The organism is Rhizobium sp. 05L419, from assembly GCF_056397845.1.
The window spans coordinates 1-328 of the sequence record NZ_JBFTOF010000109.1; the positions used below are offsets into that span (position 1 = coordinate 1).

Annotated in this window: 1 pseudogene; it reads right to left on the bottom strand. The window is 56.4% G+C overall.

The features are described 5' to 3' along the window. A pseudogene (locus tag AC1DMK_RS31215) lies at window positions 1-206 on the bottom strand (nucleotidyltransferase); the annotation flags it as partial. Window positions 207-328 lie beyond the last annotated feature (122 nt).

The following is a 328-nucleotide window of genomic DNA, read 5'->3' on the forward strand; positions in this document are numbered from 1 at the left end:
GGTCTTCGACCCAGTCGGTCTTCGACCCAGTCGCCGCGGGCATAGGAGCCGTACAGCACGAGCTTTAGGATTTTGCCGGCGCGCTGCTTGTCGGAGAGCTTGGTCTTCTGATGGTCGTTGAACTCGTCGAACACGATCTGCATGACCCGCGAAAGCTCGCGGCGCTTGTTGTCGGGCAGATGATCGAGTTGCTCAGTGAGGATCAATTCTTAGGCACCTTGTCGGTCAGAAATTTATGATAGGCAATAGCCGGATTCTCTACCGGGCACAGAGAAAGCGCAAGTGACGGGACAGCGAAAAGAAGCTGCCGTCTCGGTGCCGGTACTAC